Genomic DNA, 15,737 nt, shown 5'->3' with positions numbered 1-15,737 from the left:
CCTAGTCTCCCGGCGGGGATTCGACGCAAAGGCGAGGCAAGATGAGCATCAATACGCCAGGGCAGGGAGAGGGCGCACCACGCGCCGCACCTGCCAATCCGGTTTCGGCCAATCCGATCGTTCCAAAGACCGCGCAGGAAGCGCTGCGGCCGGAAGCCGGTACGCCGCCGCCCTCCAAGCGGTCGCGCGCCTCGCGCAACCAGATCGTCGTGTTCCTCAATTTCATGATGTCGACGGCGGTGCTGGTCATCCTCGCCAGCGGCGCGGCCCTCTATTTCGGCAAGCAGGAATTCAGCGGCGCGGGTCCCTCGACGGTGCCGGCGACCTTCCTGGTCAAGCCCGCCACCGGCGTGGCCGACATCGCCGACCAGCTCGAGCGGCGCGGCCTGATCAGCGACGCCCGCATCTTCCGCATGGGCGTGCGCGCCTATGGCAATGACGGCTCGCTCAAGGCAGGCGAATACGAGATCCAGGCCGGCGCCTCGATGCACGACATCATGGAGCTCCTGAAGAGCGGCAAGTCGGTGCAATATTCGCTGACCATTCCGGAAGGACTGACCGTCGAGCAGGCGTGGAAACGGATTGCCGAGCAGGAAGCGCTGAGCGGCGACATGCCGACCGAGATGCCGGCCGAAGGCACGCTTGCCGCCGACACCCAGCGCTTCACCCGCGGCCTGACCAGGCAGCAGATCGTCAACAAGATGCTGGCCGACCAGAAGGAACTGGTCGAGACCATCTGGGCCCGGCGCTCGCCGGACCTGCCGCTCGCCGACATCAACGAGTTCGTGACGCTGGCTTCCATCGTCGAGAAGGAAACGGCACGTGGCGACGAACGCTCGCGCGTGGCGGCGGTGTTCATCAACCGCCTCAACAAGGGCATGCGGCTGCAGTCCGATCCGACGATCATCTACGGCATCTTCGGCGGCAAGGGGAAGCCGGCCGACCGGCCGATCTATCGCTCCGACATCGACAAGCCGACGCCTTACAACACCTACACCATCAAGGGCCTGCCGCCGACGCCGATCGCCAATCCGGGCAAGGCTTCGCTCGAGGCCGTCGCCAATCCATCGAAGACCAAGGACCTCTATTTCGTTGCCGACGGTTCGGGTGGGCACGTCTTCGCCGAGACGCTGGACGAGCACAACGAGAACGTCGCCCGCTGGCGCGCCTTCCAGCGCAAGGTCGTCGAGGACGAAAAGGCTGCCGACGAGACCGATCCGGCCAAGAAGGACGCCGCCACCACCAACGCCGTCAAGAAGTAGCCACGAGCCTCGCCCTGCGCCCGCTCGGGGGCGAGGCACGCTGCAAGACGGAAACGCGCTGCCGAGATGACCCTTTCGAGATGAGCCTGCCCAGATGACCCTACAAAGCATGACAGGCTTCGCCCGCGTGGCCGCCGAGCACCAGGGAACGGCGATCGCCTGGGAGGTGAAGTCGGTCAACGGCAAGAGCGTCGATGTGCGCCTGCGCCTGCCGCAGGGCTTCGAGCGGCTCGAACCGGCGGTCAGGCAGGCGATCCAGAAGCGCTTTTCGCGCGGCAATGTGCAGGCGACTTTGACGGTCAGCCGCACGGCCGGCGCGATGGTGCAGCCGGTCATCAACGAAAATTTCCTGCGCGACGTGGCCGAGCTTGCCACCCGCCTGGTCCAGCAATATGGCGCGGCCCCCGCCAGCGCCGACGGGCTGCTTGCCCTGCGCGGCGTGTTCGACATGCCCGAGGCGGTCGAGACGGAAGAGCAGCGCGCGGCGATCGACGCCGTGATCATGGATGGCCTGGAAAAGGGCCTCGCCGGTCTCGTCGAGGCGCGCAAGGCCGAGGGCGAGGCGCTGCACACGCTTTTGTCGGATCACATCGCAACCATCGAGACGCTGACCTTGCAGGCCGAAGCCGACCCGTCGCGCGAGCCGGCGCAGATCCGCCAGCGCCTGGCCGAACAGGTGCGGTTGCTGCTTGAGGCCTCACCCGCGCTCGACGAGACGCGGCTCAACATGGAAGCGGCGTTCCTCGCCACCAAGGCCGACATCCGCGAGGAGATCGACCGGCTGAAGACCCATATCGCTTCAGGGCGGACGCTACTCGCCGGCGGCGGCGCCATCGGCCGCAAGCTCGATTTTCTGGCGCAGGAATTCAACCGCGAATCGAATACTCTGTGTTCGAAGTCGAATGCCGCCGCAGTGACCGCCATCGGGCTGGAACTGAAGGCCGTCGTCGATCAGTTCCGCGAGCAAGTTCAGAATCTGGAGTAGCGCATGAGCGCCGAGGCCCTATCCATCGTCATCAAGCGGCGCGGCTTGATGCTGGTCCTGTCGTCGCCGTCGGGCGCCGGCAAGTCGACAATCTCGCGCAACCTGATCGAGACCGACCCGGAGCTGAAGCTGTCGGTCAGCGTGACCACCCGGCCGCGCCGCGGCAGCGAAATCGACGGCGCCCACTATCATTTTACCTCAAAGCGCGAGTTCGAGCTGCTGCGCGACAATGACGCGCTGCTCGAATGGGCCGAGGTTCACGGCAATTTCTACGCCACGCCGCGCGAGCCGGTCGAGCTCGCAATGTCGCAAGGGCGCGACATGCTGTTCGACATCGACTGGCAGGGCGCCAAGCAGCTCAAGGAAAAGATGCGTGGCGACATCGTCTCGATCTTCATCCTGCCGCCGTCGATGGGCGAGCTGAAGGCCCGCCTCAAGCGCCGTGCCGAGGACCAGGACGCGGTGATCGAGACGCGGCTGAAGAACGCCCGCGACGAGATCGAGCACTGGGGCGAATACGACTATGTCGTGATCAACGAAGACCTCAACCGCGCCTTCGCCGAAGTCCGCGCCATCGTCGCCTCTGAACGCCTGCGCCGCGACCGTCGGCCCGGCCTGTTCGACTTCGTGTCGAAACTGCTCGACGAGAAGATCTGAGGTTTCCTCCAGACCTGGCCCGTCCGGATGAAACGGACGGGAACCAAGGCGGCATCGGCGAAGGCAATCGCCGATCCTGTTGCGCGCGAGATCGGTGCGGCAACTGAAGAAAGCCCTGAGGTCTCGGAAGGCCTCGTCGGAGAACAGCTTGAGTTTCTCAGTCGGAATCCATGCCAAGAGGGTGAGGAGCGTGATGCCGGTGCAGAAGGTGCACCCGTTCTGAATCGTCTGCGCGCTGCCGCGAGGTCACGGCATGGATCCTAGGGTCTCCGCGTCGCTGCGCTCCAGCTTCGCCCTAGGATGACGAAGGGGTGAGCATGCGCTTGGTGGTTTTGGCTTGCCGGACAGGCCTCTCCATTCGTCATCCCAGAGGCTCGACCCGAGGCCGCGCCCGACTAACCACCCAAGCCGGCGGCGACCACCCACCCTTCGTCATCCTAGGGCGAAGCAGGAGCGAAGCTCCGTCGCGGCGACCCTAGGATCCATGCCGTAAAGGTGAGGCATGCGGAGAGGGCGGAAGAAAGAGCACTTGTTTGCTCGCATGAACACAGTAGCCATGCCGTGAGGGTGGGGAATGTGTTGCGCGTGGCAGAAGGTGCACCCGTTCTGTATCGTCTGCGCGCTGCCGCGAGGTCACGGCAGGGATCCTAGGGTCTCCGCGTCGCTGCGCTCCTGCTTCGCCCTAGGATGACGAAGGGGTGAGCATGCGCTTGGTGGTTTTGGCTTGCCGGACAGGCCTTTCCATTCTTCATCCCAGAGGCTCGACCCGAGGCCGCGCCCGACAACCGGCTCACCACCCAAGCCGGCGGCGACCACCCAACCTTCGTCATCCTAGGGCGAAGCAGGAGCGCAGCTCCGTCGCGGCGACCCTAGGATCCTGTGTGTTGCGCTTGGTGTAGAATGAATGCGGGAAGGAGGCCGTCAGGATCCTGGTCGTCGTGCTGAACACGACAGACCGCGGCTTGGCTCGGCTCCCTTCCCGCACCACCTGCCGTCAACCTGCACAGTTGCACGAGGCCGTTGGCGCGGACCTCGCACCACAGGAAGAGGTTCCATGACGATACATCACAGTTACATCGGTTGCGACATCGCCAAGGCGATGATTGATGTCTTCGATCCGCTCAGCCGCCGTTTCAGCCGGGTGGCCAACGAGGCTGCGGCTCTGGCCCGCTTCGCTGCCGGCCTGGCACCAAACAGCTTTGTCGTCCTCGAGGCGACGGGGCACCATGACCGGGCTTTACGCCAGGCGCTCGCCAAGGCCGGCATCGCTTGCGTCCGCATCAATCCGATGACGGTGCGCCGTTTCGCCCAGGCGCGCGGCCACCTGGCCAAGACCGACCGCATCGATGCCCGCATCCTGAGCGAGATGGGGGCGATGTTCTGCCCCGATGCCGACACGCCGCCATGCCCCGGGCGTGAGCGGCTTGTTGCCCTTGCCCGCCGCCGCGACCAACTGGTCGCAGCGCGCGCGATCGAGCTGCGCCATCACGACGAAACCACCGACATCACCGTGCTTGCCGACATCGAAGCTGCAATCGTTGGCCTGTCCCAGCGCATCTCGGCCCTCGAGGTCGAGATCGCCAGCCATATCGAAACCCTGGACGAGCTTGCCGAACAGGCCGAGCGCCTGACCTCCGCTCCAGGCATCGGCAAGGTGACCGCCATCACCCTCTTGGCCCACATGCCTGAACTTGGAACCATCTCGCCCAAGGCCATCGCCAGCCTCGCCGGCCTTGCGCCTTGCAACAACGACAGCGGCACAAGGACCGGCCGGCGCAGCATCCGGGGCGGCCGGCCAAGGTTACGCCGGGCGCTCTATATGGCAGCCCTCGGCGCCATCCGCGCAAACCAGCGCTTCAAGGCCTTCTACCAGGCTATCGCCCAACGCTCCGGATCAAAGAAATGCGCAATCATCGCCGTCGCGCGAAAGCTCATCACAATCCTCAACGCCATGATCCGCGATCAAAAACACTTCGCTTGAACACAGTTGCCATGCCGTGAAGGTGTGGAATGCGGAGAGGGCGGAAGAAAGAGCACTTGTTTGCCCGCTTGAACACAGTTGCCATGCCGTGAAGGTGAGGAATGTGGAGAGGGCGGAAGAAAGAGCACTTGTTTGCTCGCATGAACACAGTAGCCATGCCGTGAGGGAGGGGCGCTGCAAGGCCAGGTCGCGAACTTCGGCACCGAAGAAAACCCGCACTTCATCGTGCCCGCACTTCATCGTGTATGTGCGTGACCCCGAAGGAAACATACTGGAACTGGAGCAGCCCGGTATCCAATAGGCATCGGGTGCTGGACAGTGCTCCGCAGACGGTCGCCCGGCTTCAGACCGCCTTGGCGAGTGCCACGAATTCCTCGACGCTGAGCGTTTCGGCGCGGCGGGTCGGGTCGATGCCGACAGCTTGCAGCAGCTTTTCGCCGCCCATGCTTTTCAGGCTCTGGCGCAGCATCTTGCGGCGCTGGCCGAAGGCGGCCTCGGTGACCCGGCCCAGCACCTTCACATCGGCGGCCAGCGGCGCCGGGCGCGGCTCCAGATGGACCACCGACGAGGTCACCTTGGGCGGTGGCGTAAACGCCTGCGGCGGCACGTCGAAGGCGATGCGGGCATCGGTGCGCCAGCCCGCCAGAACGCCGAGGCGGCCAAAGGCGGAACTGGTTGGCTTTGCCACGATGCGCTCGGCGACCTCGCGCTGGAACATCAGCGTCAGCGACTGGTAGAAGGGCGGCCAGGCCTCGACGGTCAGCCAGCGCACCAGAAGCTCGGTGCCGATATTGTAGGGCAGGTTGGCGACGATCTTGACCTGTTCGCCATTGGCAAGGCTTGCGAAATCGGTCTTCAGCGCATCGCCCGACACCACCTCGAGCCGGCCGGGATAGTGGTCGGACACTTCGGCAAGGGCAGCCAGGCAGCGCTCGTCGCGCTCGATGGCGATGACCTTCTTCGCGCCATGCATCAACAGCGCGCGTGTCAGGCCGCCGGGGCCGGGCCCGACCTCGATGACGGTGACGCCGGTCAGGTCGCCGGCGGCGCGCGCCACCTTGCCGGTGAGGTTGAGGTCGAGCAGGAAATTCTGGCCGAGCGCCTTCTTGGCCTGCAGGCCATGGCGTTCGATGACGTCGCGGAGCGGCGGCAGGCCGTCGATGCTGGTGCTCATGATGCCTTTGCCTCGCCGTCGGCGAGCAGCCGCGCCAGCTTGAGCGCCGCGATCAGGCTGTCGGGCCGGGCGATGCCCTTGCCTGAAATGTCGAAGGCGGTGCCGTGGTCGGGCGAGGTCCTGACGAAGGGCAGGCCGAGCGTGACGTTGACGGTCTCGTCGAAGGCCAGCGCCTTGGCCGGGATCAGCGCCTGGTCGTGATACATGCAGATCGCAGCATCATAGCCGGCGCGGGCCCGGGCATGGAACATGGTGTCGGCGGGCAGGGGACCGAAGGCGTCGATGCCTTCCGCCTTGAGCGCCGCGATCGCCGGGCGGACGATGCGCTCGTCCTCGTGGCCCATGGCCCCACCTTCGCCGGCATGCGGGTTGAGGCCGGAGACGGCGATGCGTGGCCTTGATATGCCGAAGCGGGTGCTGAGGTCGCGTGCGGTGATGCGCACGGTCTCGACGATGGCCTCTGTGGTCAGCGCCTTCGGAACCTCCGCCAGCGCGATGTGGATGGTCACAGGCACCGCGCGCAGTTCCGGCCCGGCGAGCATCATCACAGGGGTGGTGTCGACGCCGGTCCGTTCGGTCGCGAGATGCGCCAGATATTCGGTGTGGCCGGGAAAGCGGAAGCCGGCGTCATAGAGCGGCTTCTTGGCGATCGGGCAGGTGACGACGGCAGCGGCCCGGCCTTCGAAGGTGTCGGCCACCGCACGGTCGATGGCCTCGATGATGCCGGCGGCATTGGCCTTGTCGGGCTGGCCCGGCGTGTCGATGAATGGCGCTTTGAGCGGCACCACGGGCAGGGCTTCCGCGAAGGCTTGCGCTGCACCTGCGGGGTCGGTCTCGACGATGGCGACATCGACGCCAAGGGCGTGCGCCCGCGCCGCAATCAGCTTCGGACAGGCAAGCAGATAGAAGGGCGGCACGCCTGCCGCCACACGCTGCCGCCAGGCGGCGACAGCGATTTCGGGGCCAATGCCCGAGGGATCGCCCGACGTCAGCGCCAGGGGCAGGCTATGGAGCGCCACGGCCTAGCGGGTGACGATGCGGGCCTTGGCCCGCAGCTCTTCGATGTACTTCTTGTTGAGCTCTTCGGTCTTGGCGTCGCCGCCCTTGCCGGCGCCCTCGGCCTGGAACACCATCTGGGCGACCTTGTCGTCGGAGACTTCGCGCGAGCTGCAGACGCCGATGAACTCGACGCCGCGGTCGGTTTCGCGCACCGGCGTGGCAGCGCCGGCCTTGAGCTTCTTGATGTCCTCTGCCCATTCGGGCGGCAGCTGCGGGGCGATGACACGGCCGAGGTCGCGCACCGTGACGTCGAGCAGGCCCTTGGCGAATTCACGCGTCTGGTCGCAGCCATTGAAACGGGCGCGCATCTGATCCGCTTCGCGCTTGCGCTTGCCGATCGAACCGCGCTCGGCGGCAGGCACCACGAAGATCACCTGCTGCAGCATGTATTCGGTGGCGCTCGGCTTGGCGCCGCCCTGCTGCAGCATGCGGCGCACCGCGTCCTGCTCGGTCGACATACCGCCGCCGCCGTCAGCCGAGCGGAAGCGGGCGCCGAGCGCCTGGTTCCAGCCCATCTGGGCGCGGATATAGTCCTTGAAGTGGCTTGATGTCACGCCGGCCTGGCCGAGGATCTGGTCCATCTGCGCCGGCTTCAGCTTGTTGGAGCCGGCGAAGCGCGCATAGGCTTCGTTGACCTGCTTGTCGGAGATGCGGATGTTGAGCCGCTTCATCTCGGCGATGCGCAGCGTCTGCTCGATCATCTCCTGGCCGGCATCGCCCTTGCGCTTCTGCAGCTTGAGGAAAGCCGCACGGCGCTGGATGTCATAGCTGGTGATCGGCACATCGTTGACGATGTACTTGATCTCGCTGGCCTGAGCCGGAGGTGCGTAGGCGGTGATCGAAAGCGACGTCGCCGCCACGAGCAGGGCAAGGCCTGCCGAAAAGAGGTGCTTCCGCATAGAAAAAGTCCCGTTCAAACCCCTGATCCGGACTTTGCCCGGACCATCTGCCCCGTCATTGCCGTCTTATGCGGCAAAACGATGTCGGGCCGCCCCGACAAATCCGTTCCGCCGTTCCGCCGCTGGCCTAGAAGGCGCTGGTCGCGCTGCCGAAGTCGCCGATCGTGCGGAACGAGATGTTGAAGCCGACGGTGCGCGAGACGTCGTCAGGCTTGTTGTGATCGCGGCTCTCCGAATAGGACATCAGATAGGTGAAGCACTCGTCGTCATAAGCGAAGCCGACGCCGTTCTTGACCAGCAGGTCGCCCTTGATGTCGTAGGTGCCGGAGCCGAAGACGCGCCACTGGTCGTTGAAGCGGGCGGTGGCGCCCAACGTCACTTCGTGGCGGTCGTTTTCAAAGCCGTAGAGCGGCTGCGCCTGGATGAAGGCATAACGCGCCGACACGGCGAGCGGACGGGCGTCGAGGCCGACCTTCATCTCGGCACGGCGAACATCGAACGTACGCTCGTCGAAGCGGCCGCTGACCGAGGCCGAGAAGCCGTTCGGGCTGGCGAGGCCGGCCAGTGCGACATAGTCCGACGTGTCGGTTTCGAGGCCGGAATAGGCGCCGGCATTGACCAGGTCGGGGGCGGCAAACGAGTTGTCGCCGGCAAGGTGATAGGACTGGCCGACAAGCGCGTTGGTGGTCCAGCCATTGTTGAAGCTGCCGGAATAACGCAGGCCGAGATTGGCGCGGGTGCCGCCTTCCATGCGGTCATAGCCGGAGAACTTGTCGCGCTCGAACAGCGAGGCCGCGTCGAAGACGAAGCTCTGCGCATCCTCGTTGGGAATGCCGAGGCCGCCTATGGCGCTTTCGCTCGGGCGGGCAAAGATCTGCGCCATCGGCTCAAGCACATGGGTCGAGCTGGTCGACGAGAACAGCACCGGCCAGCGCAGTTCGAGGCCAAGCGTCGCCATGTAGCGGAATAGCGACGAGCGCACGTCCTCGGCGACGTTGATCCTGGGATCGCCGGCCATGTCGTTGATGGCGGTCAGCGAAGCGGCTGACGCGTCGACATAGCTGCCGTCGGCGCGGAAGGCGAGCAGGGGCGTGACCAGCAGGCCGCCATCGGTGACGATGGTGCGCTTCCACTGGGCTTCGGCGGTGATGCGGCTCGACGTGCCTTCGATGCCGTGAATCGTCGGACCGTTCGATGCCAAAATGTTCGCATCGAGATCCGAGCGCTGGATGACGCGCGAATTGACGTTGAACGACAGCTCGCCGCCGGCCAGCGGCGCGTCGGGAATATAGGCATAGTCGAGCGACGGCAGCACCCAGGGCTGCTTGTCGGCGCGGGCATTCGGGTCGCTGTCGAGCGCTTCTTCCTGGACCTGGAAGCGCATGGCGCGCAGGTCGAAATAGTTCCGGTCGTTGAGGCCGGTCAGATAGACTTCCGAGCGGTGCGTGCTCTCGGAGAAGCCGTCGATGCTGTAGGTGCGCGAGAAATTCTTGTCCGTCTGGGCAAGGATGTTCCAGCCGAAGGCCCAGCGCGGATTGAGGTCGAAATGGCCCTTGGTGCCGACCATGCCGCGCAGCTTGTTTTCGTCGCCGGTCGGGCCGCGATCGACCGTGTTGAGGTCGAACTTGTCCGGATTCATCTGGTAGATGCCGGCCATCTTCAGGCTGTATTCGCCATTGTTGAAGCGCTGGCGCCACTCGGCCTCGCCGAGGAATCCCTGCTTGGTGTAGCCGGTGCCCTTGACGGTGAGATCGTAGGTCGGCGAAAGCGCGAAATAATAGGGGATCGAAACGCCGATGCCGAGCTTGCTGTTGAAGCTTATGCCGGGCATCAGGAAGCCGCTCTTGCGCTTGACCGTCGGGTCGGCAATCTCGAAGGCCGGCAGGAAGGCGATCGGGAAGCCGAAGAACTCGAAGTTCGAATTCTCGAAGCGCACCGTCTTCTTCTGGCCGTTCCAGATGATCTTCTGTGCCTTGACGCGCCAGATCGGCGCCTTGTCGGGCTTTGCCTCGCAAGGTTCGCAGGCGGTGTAGACGCCGTTGTTGAAGGTCGTCAGGAAGCCGCCTTCGCGCTTGGCGCTTTCGGCGGCGAAATAGGTCTTGTCGACGGTCTCGATGCGCAGCGTGTTGACGAAGCCGTCGGCAAAGTCGTCGGTGATGTCGATCTCCTGCGAGAAGATCTTGGTGCCGTCCGAATTGACGACCTCGACATTGCCGCTGGCGATCAGCCGCGACGTCTTGCGGTCATAGGTGACGCGCTGGGCGACCAGGCGGTTGCCGGCATAGTCGATCTGCACGCCGCCCACCGCAGTGACGGTGCTGGCGTCGTTGTCATAGACCAGCGTGTCCGCCTCGAGCAGCATCTGCGCGCCTTCCGGCACGCTGGGTGCGAGGTCGGCGACAGTCTGCGCGAAAGCAGGTGCGGACGGCAGCGCGACCGCAAACAGGCACGCGAGCGCGGTTGCGCCCAGAAGGCCTGCCATATGGGCCCTGCGGTTGGCCATTGCGCCCCTCAACTAACCGTCCTCTTTATAAAGCAGGAACGTCACCCCGAAAAACATTGCGACCACTACTGGAAACCACGCCGCAATATAAGTCGGCACGAATCCCGCATTGCCAAATGCTTTGACCAGAACCGAAACGACATAAAGCAGAAAGCCGGCGACGACGCCACCCAGAATCATCGTTGCCGACTGCCCCATACGTGCAAATCGCATCGACACTGTTGCAGCAATGAGCGTCATTGCAACCAAAAGGAAGGGCAGGGCGACAAGTGAATGAAATTGCATGGCGAATGCGTTGGCCCTGAGGCCGAAGGAACGCGCCACTTCGATCTTCGACGGCAGCTCGAAGAAGGGAATAGTTTCGGGCCGCGCCAGCCGTTCCTGGACGAATTCGGGCTTCAGGTTGGTGGGCACCTGATCGACCGGCTGGGAGGTGAAATTCCTGCCGCCCTTCATGCTGCGGACATTGACCAGTTCCCAGTGGCCGTCACGCAGATAGGCGCGCTCGGCGTCCTTGCGTTCGACCATGTCACCCTTGTCGTCGAAGATGAAGAACACCGCGTCCGACAGCTCGAGACCCTGGTTGAGCACGGCGCGGGCGCCGATGATGACTTCGGTGCCCTCGGCCTTCTGGCGCAGCCACGGCGCCGAGAACGCCGAGACCGAATTGGACTGGCGCGAGCGCAGCTCGGATTCGATGGTTTCGGAATGCGAGAAGCCGTAAGCGGCGATCGGGTTGAGGATGCCGACGGTGACCAGGCCGAACAGCAGCGCGCCGATGCAGCAGGGCAACAGGAACTGCCAGGCCGAGATGCCGGCGGCGCGCGCGATCACCAGCTCATAACGCCGGTTGAGCGAAACCAGCGTCGCCATGGCGCTGAACAGTGCCACGAACGGCACCGTCTGCTGCATGATCATCGGCACGCGCAGGGCCGAAACGGTCATCGCGATCGAGAACTTGAAGCCGGGCAGGCCGCCGACATTGCTCGAGAATTCGGTGACGTCGATGATGAAGATCAGCGCGTAGATGCCGATGAAGAACCACGTCGTGATGACGGCGTAGCGGACGAGGAAATAGCGGCCAAGCGTCCAGCCCATCATGCCGCTCCCTGGCCCGAGGCGCGGCCGGTGAGGCGCTGGCGGAAGGCGGTGAAGCCGTCGCGCAGCCGTGCGGCTGCCGCTGCCATGCGGTCGGCGACCGAAACCGGCAGCTCCATGCTGCGGTGGTTGCGGATGAACCACAGCGCAAACAGCGAGGCGCCGATGGGAATGGCGTAGACGACATAGCCGATCCAGGCGAAGGCTTCGGCCTTGCTGTTGGCGAAGAAGCCGAGCCAGCGGAAGAACAGGGCGATCGCCACCGTGGTGACAAGCGGGTGGATTCGGGCCTCGCGGTGCGAGCGCGCATCGCCGGCGACGGCGAGCGCGATGAAGGCGAAGGCGATCGAATAGAGCCAGTCGGAGAAGCGGCGGTTGAGCTCGGCGTCGAACAGGCGCGGGTTGCGCTGGTAGAATTTGTCGTCGTGCTGGGGCTGCATCAGATAGGACGTCGAGCGGTCCTTCGGCTGCATGGTGATTTCGTTGGCGGCAGCGGAAAACTCACTGAGATCAAAGGCATAGGAGTCGAAGCTGATGACCGAGACTTCGCCGCCAGGCGCCTTGCGGTGGATGACGCCCTCATTCATCACCAGCATCTGCTTGTTGTTGCGTTCGATGAACGAGCCGTCCTTGGCATAATAGACGAGATCGACATTGGGCTCGCGCGAATCGGCGACGAAGATGCCGCCCAGCCCGCCATTGGGCAGGCGCTCGCCGACCTGCACGAACAGGCCATCGTCGACCTTGCGGAAGGTGCCTTCCTGGATGATCAGCGACAGAAGGTCGGCGCGCGAGGTCGCGATCAGCTCGCGGTTGCGCTGGCGCGCCATCGGGTTGGCGACGTTGTCGACGATGAAGGAAAACATCGCCGCGCAGACCGCGAGGATGATGATCGGCCGGATCACGGTGAGCCGCGAGGCGCCGGCGGCATTGAGGATCACCAGCTCGGAATCGCTGTTCATCGTGCTCAGCGTCAGCGCCACGGCGATGATGACGGCAAACGGCACGACGATGGGAATGACCGTCGGCAGGATCAGGGCCGCGACCTCGAAGAAGGTCAGCGCCGACTGGCCGCTGTCGGTGACGAGGTCGATGCGACCGAGCACCTGGGTGGTCCAGACGATCGCCAATGTCCACGTCAACGCCGCGATGAACACCGCGAACGCACGACGCAGAATGTAGCGCTCAACAACCTTCATCGATGATCAGGATTCCGTGTTTCCGACTTGGCCGGCCGACTGACGTCGCTTGGCCGGTGGGTGTCTAAACTATAGTCCAAGGCATGCCGGCACAACTGCCGTCAGCACCGCCAACACTTTCTCCCGCCATTCGGACTCTCCTAGCCAATGGCTAAGAAACGCCGAACGGAAGTGGTTAACACGAGGTTTCCGAACAATTTTCAGCTTTAATCATAATGGGCCAACATGACGGGAGGCTTGCCAAACCGGCGAAAACGACGAAATGTCGCGCACCATCTGAACGGGATCCGAAAGCGGGATATCATGACTTCTAAGCCGTCGATCAGTTTTGCCAAGCCGGGCACGCCCAAGAAGGGCACCGTCATCGTCTTTTCCGCCGACGAAGGCGGGCTGAGCGATGCGGCACGTGCCAACGATCCGGCCAAGGCGCTCGACCGTGCGTTCCCGGTCGCCGACTTCAACGGCAAATTCGGCAGCGTGGTCGAAGTGCTGGCGCCCGAGGGCACAGCCGTCGACCGGCTTGTCGCCATCGGAACCGGCAAGGCGGCGTCGCTCGACGACTATGCCTGGCTGAAGCTCGGCGGCGTGGTCGCAGCGCAGCTGCGCAAGGCAACCGAAGTGGCCGTGATCCTCGACATTCAAGGCGTCACGACAGATGGCGCGGCCGCGGCCGGCATCGCCGCGGGCATCCTGCTGAGGAGCTACAGCTTCGACAAATACAAGACCAAGAAGGACAATGGTGACGGCAGGGGCGACGGCAAGGCCGACGAGAAGAAGCCGGCCAAGATCACCATCCATTGCGCCGATCCGGCTGCCGCCAAGAAAGCCTTTGCCGACGCCGAGGCCGTCGTCGGCGGCGTGCTGCTTGCCCGCCATCTTGTCAACGAGCCGGCCAACATCCTCGGCCCGGTCGAGTTCGCGGCTGAAGCCAAGGAGCTCGAAAAGCTTGGCGTCAAGGTCGAGATCCTGACCGAGAAGGAAATGAAGAAGCTCGGCATGGGCTCGCTGCTCGGCGTCGCCCAGGGCTCGGTGCGTCCGCCGCGTCTCGCTGTCATGCAGTGGAGCGGCGGCAAGGCCAAGGACAAGCCGGTGGCTTTCGTCGGCAAGGGCGTAACCTTCGATTCGGGCGGCATCTCGATCAAGCCGGCGGCCGGCATGGAAGACATGAAGGGCGACATGGGCGGTGCCGCAGCCGTCACCGGCCTGATGCATGCGCTTGCCGCGCGCAAGGCCAAGGTCAATGTCGTCGGCATCATCGGCATTGTCGAGAACATGGTCGACGGCAACGCCCAGCGTCCGGGCGACATCGTCACCTCGATGTCGGGCCAGACCATCGAGGTGCTCAACACCGACGCCGAAGGCCGCCTCGTGCTGGCCGATGCGCTGTGGTACTGCAACCAGCGCTTCGAGCCGAAATTCATGGTCAATCTGGCAACCCTCACCGGGGCGATCATGGTCGCGCTCGGCCAGAGCCATGCCGGCCTGTTCTCCAACAATGACGAGCTCGCCGAGCGCCTGACCGCCGCGGGCACGGCGACGCAGGAGAAATTGTGGCGCATGCCGCTCGGCTCGGAATACGACAAGCTGATCGATTCCAAGAATGCCGACATGAAGAATATCGGCGGCCGTTTCGGCGGCTCGATCACCGCCGCACAGTTCCTGCAGCGCTTCGTCAAGGACACGCCTTGGGCGCATCTCGACATCGCCGGCACCGCCATGGGCTCGCCGACCAGCGAGATCAACCAGTCCTGGGGCTCGGGCTACGGCGTGCGGCTGCTCGACAGGCTGGTGCGCGATCACTACGAGGGCTAAGGCCCAAGTCCAGGCAACCGCGCGTCATCGGCGCGGTTGCCTGGAAGCTTCACCCGCGCCCTGAATTGGGGCATAGCATTGCCCCATGGCCGAAGTCCTTTTCTACCACCTGACCGAATCGACGCTCGAGGATGCCTTGCCGGGCCTGCTCGAGCGCAGTCTGCAGCGCGGCTGGAAGGCGGTGGTGCAGTGTGGCAGCGAAGAGCGCCGCGACGCCCTCGACCAGCATCTGTGGACCTTCCGCGACGATTCGTTTCTTGCCCATGGCAGCGACCGCGAGGCGCATGCCGCCGACCAGCCGGTGGTGCTGACGGTAACGGAAGCCAATGCCAACGCCGCCGAGATCCGGTTCCTCGTCGATGGTGCATCGCCGCCCGACATCACGTCCTATCAGCGGGCGGTGTTCCTGTTCGACGGCCATGACGCCGCCCAGCTCGAAGGCGCGCGCGAGCACTGGAAGACGATGAAATCGAGCGGCCACACGGTGACCTACTGGCAGCAGGGCGCCGACAAGCGCTGGGAGCGCAAGGCCTGACAGCCAGGCGGGCGCGGCGCACAACAAGGCGCGGCGCACCTGACGGGCCGCCGCGCCGCTGCCGAAACCGGTCGGCTACTTGGCAGCGCTTTTCTCGCCGCCAAGATCCTTCTTGAAGGTCTCGAAATCGACCTGCATGCCGTTGAAGATGGTGCTCCAGTGGCGCGTCAGCGCCGCCATGGCGACGGCTTCCTGGATTTCCTCTGATGTGGCGCCGGCCTGTTTGGCGCTCTCGGTGTCGGCCCAGATGCAGTAGCTGCACGGGATCTGTGCGGCCACCGCGAGCGAGATCAGCGCTTTGGTCTTCGGCGGCAGGGCGGTCTTGTCGCTGAGCTCGATCGCCTTCAGCTCCGACCAGGCGCCGGGCAGGCCGGCTTTGGGAAATTGCGAGATGAAGGACGGCACGCCGCCCATCGTCTTCTGGATGTCCTTGACCGTCGCGTCATAGTCGTCGGCGACAGCGGGCAGGGGCATTGCGGCAAGCGAGATGGCAAGGCTAGCTGTACTGGCCAGGACCGTCATCGTGCGGCGGAACGAGGCGAAGATGGATGCATATGCGGGCATGACTTCCTC

Annotated in this window: 13 protein-coding genes; 6 read left to right on the top strand and 7 right to left on the bottom strand. The window is 64.6% G+C overall.

Going from position 1 to position 15,737, the window contains the following annotated elements; genetic code table 11:
• The first annotated feature begins 41 nt into the window (after positions 1–41).
• The 4 genes from mltG to SLT36_RS21630 all read left to right on the top strand — a co-directional run bounded on the left by mltG (position 42) and on the right by SLT36_RS21630 (position 4,885).
• Entirely contained in the window at positions 42–1,262 is a 1,221-nt protein-coding gene (gene mltG, locus SLT36_RS21645; RefSeq protein ID WP_432284372.1) for an endolytic transglycosylase MltG, read from the top strand.
• A gap of 94 nt (positions 1,263–1,356) precedes the next feature.
• The gene (locus SLT36_RS21640; protein WP_432284371.1) at positions 1,357–2,247 is read left to right on the top strand and encodes a YicC/YloC family endoribonuclease; all 891 of its coding nucleotides are present in this window, start codon (positions 1,357–1,359) and stop codon (positions 2,245–2,247) included.
• A gap of 3 nt (positions 2,248–2,250) precedes the next feature.
• Positions 2,251–2,904 carry a guanylate kinase gene (gmk, locus tag SLT36_RS21635; protein WP_432284370.1) on the top strand — a complete coding sequence of 218 codons (654 nt, stop codon included), beginning with the start codon at positions 2,251–2,253 and terminating at the stop codon, positions 2,902–2,904.
• A 1,054-nt stretch (positions 2,905–3,958) separates the two neighbouring features.
• Positions 3,959–4,885 carry an IS110 family transposase gene (locus SLT36_RS21630; protein WP_432284230.1) on the top strand — a complete coding sequence of 309 codons (927 nt, stop codon included), beginning with the start codon at positions 3,959–3,961 and terminating at the stop codon, positions 4,883–4,885.
• Between the two features lie 343 nt (positions 4,886–5,228).
• On the opposite strand, the gene rsmA is transcribed toward SLT36_RS21630, so the two are convergent.
• The 6 genes from rsmA to lptF all read right to left on the bottom strand — a co-directional run bounded on the left by rsmA (position 5,229) and on the right by lptF (position 12,817).
• Positions 5,229–6,059: a 16S rRNA (adenine(1518)-N(6)/adenine(1519)-N(6))-dimethyltransferase RsmA gene (gene rsmA / locus SLT36_RS21625; protein WP_432284369.1), complete on the bottom strand. Its 831-nt coding sequence runs from the start codon at positions 6,057–6,059 to the stop codon at positions 5,229–5,231.
• Complete coding sequence (gene pdxA / locus SLT36_RS21620) at positions 6,056–7,078, bottom strand: 4-hydroxythreonine-4-phosphate dehydrogenase PdxA (RefSeq protein WP_432284368.1); 1,023 nt, start codon at positions 7,076–7,078, stop codon at positions 6,056–6,058. Before pdxA ends, rsmA begins: the two co-directional genes overlap by 4 nt.
• A gap of 3 nt (positions 7,079–7,081) precedes the next feature.
• Positions 7,082–8,017, bottom strand: a complete 936-nt coding sequence (locus SLT36_RS21615) for a peptidylprolyl isomerase (RefSeq protein WP_432284367.1) — start codon at positions 8,015–8,017, stop codon at positions 7,082–7,084.
• Positions 8,018–8,144: 127 nt separating this feature from the next.
• Positions 8,145–10,520, bottom strand: a complete 2,376-nt coding sequence (locus SLT36_RS21610) for an LPS-assembly protein LptD (protein ID WP_432284366.1) — start codon at positions 10,518–10,520, stop codon at positions 8,145–8,147.
• A 12-nt stretch (positions 10,521–10,532) separates the two neighbouring features.
• A complete protein-coding gene (lptG, locus tag SLT36_RS21605) occupies positions 10,533–11,621 on the bottom strand; it encodes an LPS export ABC transporter permease LptG (protein WP_432284365.1) in 1,089 nt (362 codons plus the stop codon).
• Positions 11,618–12,817 carry an LPS export ABC transporter permease LptF gene (gene lptF / locus SLT36_RS21600; protein WP_432284364.1) on the bottom strand — a complete coding sequence of 400 codons (1,200 nt, stop codon included), beginning with the start codon at positions 12,815–12,817 and terminating at the stop codon, positions 11,618–11,620. Before lptF ends, lptG begins: the two co-directional genes overlap by 4 nt.
• 303 nt (positions 12,818–13,120) lie before the next feature.
• On the opposite strand from lptF, the gene SLT36_RS21595 reads away from it, so the two are divergent.
• Both SLT36_RS21595 and SLT36_RS21590 read left to right on the top strand, forming a co-directional pair.
• A complete protein-coding gene (locus tag SLT36_RS21595; protein WP_432284363.1) occupies positions 13,121–14,629 on the top strand; it encodes a leucyl aminopeptidase in 1,509 nt (502 codons plus the stop codon).
• Between the two features lie 85 nt (positions 14,630–14,714).
• Complete coding sequence (locus SLT36_RS21590) at positions 14,715–15,164, top strand: DNA polymerase III subunit chi (protein ID WP_432284362.1); 450 nt, start codon at positions 14,715–14,717, stop codon at positions 15,162–15,164.
• 75 nt (positions 15,165–15,239) lie between these two features.
• Here SLT36_RS21590 and SLT36_RS21585 read toward each other — a convergent pair whose 3' ends face one another.
• Positions 15,240–15,728 carry a carboxymuconolactone decarboxylase family protein gene (locus SLT36_RS21585; RefSeq protein ID WP_432284361.1) on the bottom strand — a complete coding sequence of 163 codons (489 nt, stop codon included), beginning with the start codon at positions 15,726–15,728 and terminating at the stop codon, positions 15,240–15,242.
• Positions 15,729–15,737: the final 9 nt, after the last annotated feature.

Origin of the sequence: Aminobacter sp. BA135, assembly GCF_050859125.1 — a bacterium.
GTDB classification, from domain to species: domain Bacteria; phylum Pseudomonadota; class Alphaproteobacteria; order Rhizobiales; family Rhizobiaceae; genus Aminobacter; species Aminobacter ciceronei.
Note: the sequence above shows the minus strand (reverse complement) of the source record. Positions and strands in the feature narration are given on the sequence as shown.

Coding starts and splice junctions, on each gene's coding strand:
- mltG (WP_432284372.1), top strand. CDS start 42: ATGAGCATCAATACGCCAGGGCAGGGAGAGGGCGCACCACGCGCCGCA.
- SLT36_RS21640 (WP_432284371.1), top strand. CDS start 1,357: ATGACCCTACAAAGCATGACAGGCTTCGCCCGCGTGGCCGCCGAGCAC.
- gmk (WP_432284370.1), top strand. CDS start 2,251: ATGAGCGCCGAGGCCCTATCCATCGTCATCAAGCGGCGCGGCTTGATG.
- SLT36_RS21630 (WP_432284230.1), top strand. CDS start 3,959: ATGACGATACATCACAGTTACATCGGTTGCGACATCGCCAAGGCGATG.
- rsmA (WP_432284369.1), bottom strand. CDS start 6,059: ATGAGCACCAGCATCGACGGCCTGCCGCCGCTCCGCGACGTCATCGAA.
- SLT36_RS21615 (WP_432284367.1), bottom strand. CDS start 8,017: ATGCGGAAGCACCTCTTTTCGGCAGGCCTTGCCCTGCTCGTGGCGGCG.
- SLT36_RS21610 (WP_432284366.1), bottom strand. CDS start 10,520: ATGGCCAACCGCAGGGCCCATATGGCAGGCCTTCTGGGCGCAACCGCG.
- lptG (WP_432284365.1), bottom strand. CDS start 11,621: ATGATGGGCTGGACGCTTGGCCGCTATTTCCTCGTCCGCTACGCCGTC.
- lptF (WP_432284364.1), bottom strand. CDS start 12,817: ATGAAGGTTGTTGAGCGCTACATTCTGCGTCGTGCGTTCGCGGTGTTC.
- SLT36_RS21595 (WP_432284363.1), top strand. CDS start 13,121: ATGACTTCTAAGCCGTCGATCAGTTTTGCCAAGCCGGGCACGCCCAAG.
- SLT36_RS21590 (WP_432284362.1), top strand. CDS start 14,715: ATGGCCGAAGTCCTTTTCTACCACCTGACCGAATCGACGCTCGAGGAT.
- SLT36_RS21585 (WP_432284361.1), bottom strand. CDS start 15,728: ATGCCCGCATATGCATCCATCTTCGCCTCGTTCCGCCGCACGATGACG.